The sequence below is a fragment of the Wolbachia endosymbiont of Cardiocondyla obscurior genome (genome assembly GCF_902713635.1).
Classification (GTDB): domain Bacteria; phylum Pseudomonadota; class Alphaproteobacteria; order Rickettsiales; family Anaplasmataceae; genus Wolbachia; species Wolbachia pipientis.
Genome location: NZ_CACTIU010000130.1, coordinates 1 through 451, shown reverse-complemented (window position 1 = coordinate 451; position 451 = coordinate 1). Strand labels below are relative to the sequence as shown.

The window sequence follows — 451 nt, the reverse complement described above, 5'->3', positions numbered from 1 at the left end:
CTTCATAGGCCTTTTTAATTATTACATCACTACCTATTATTTTTTCCAGCTCTTCTTCACTAGTCTCATCTGCATATTTAAAGAAGTAGATCCATTTTTCAACTATATTTGAAAGCTGATCCTCTTTGGTTTTTGGAAATTTTGGCAATTCAATAAATATGAAGTAAAAATCTTTTAGATCGTGTTCATTAGTATCTTCATCCCGAATAGTATGCTTTGATTTATACTCAGACTTGTCCGGAAACAGGATACAATCTGCTATAGCAATGAAGATAATTTCCTTAAGGTCTTGGTATTGATCACCTTTATCGGCTTGTCTTGAATACGCTTTAGCTGCATAGTATTGGGCACGTTTTTCAAAGCCTTTAGTTTTAGCGACCTGGTTAGGTAAGGAAGTAGTATTGCTACTACTCCCTCCCTTAGAAACGCAGCATGCAGGTTTCCCCACACT

At 35.9% G+C, this 451-nt stretch carries 1 protein-coding gene; it reads right to left on the bottom strand.

The features are described 5' to 3' along the window. The coding region (locus tag WOCAOBSORBRA_RS06100) for an Rpn family recombination-promoting nuclease/putative transposase (protein ID WP_458694637.1) at nucleotides 1–448 on the bottom strand (448 nt) is incomplete at its 3' end. Between the last annotated feature and the right edge of the window lie 3 nt (nucleotides 449–451).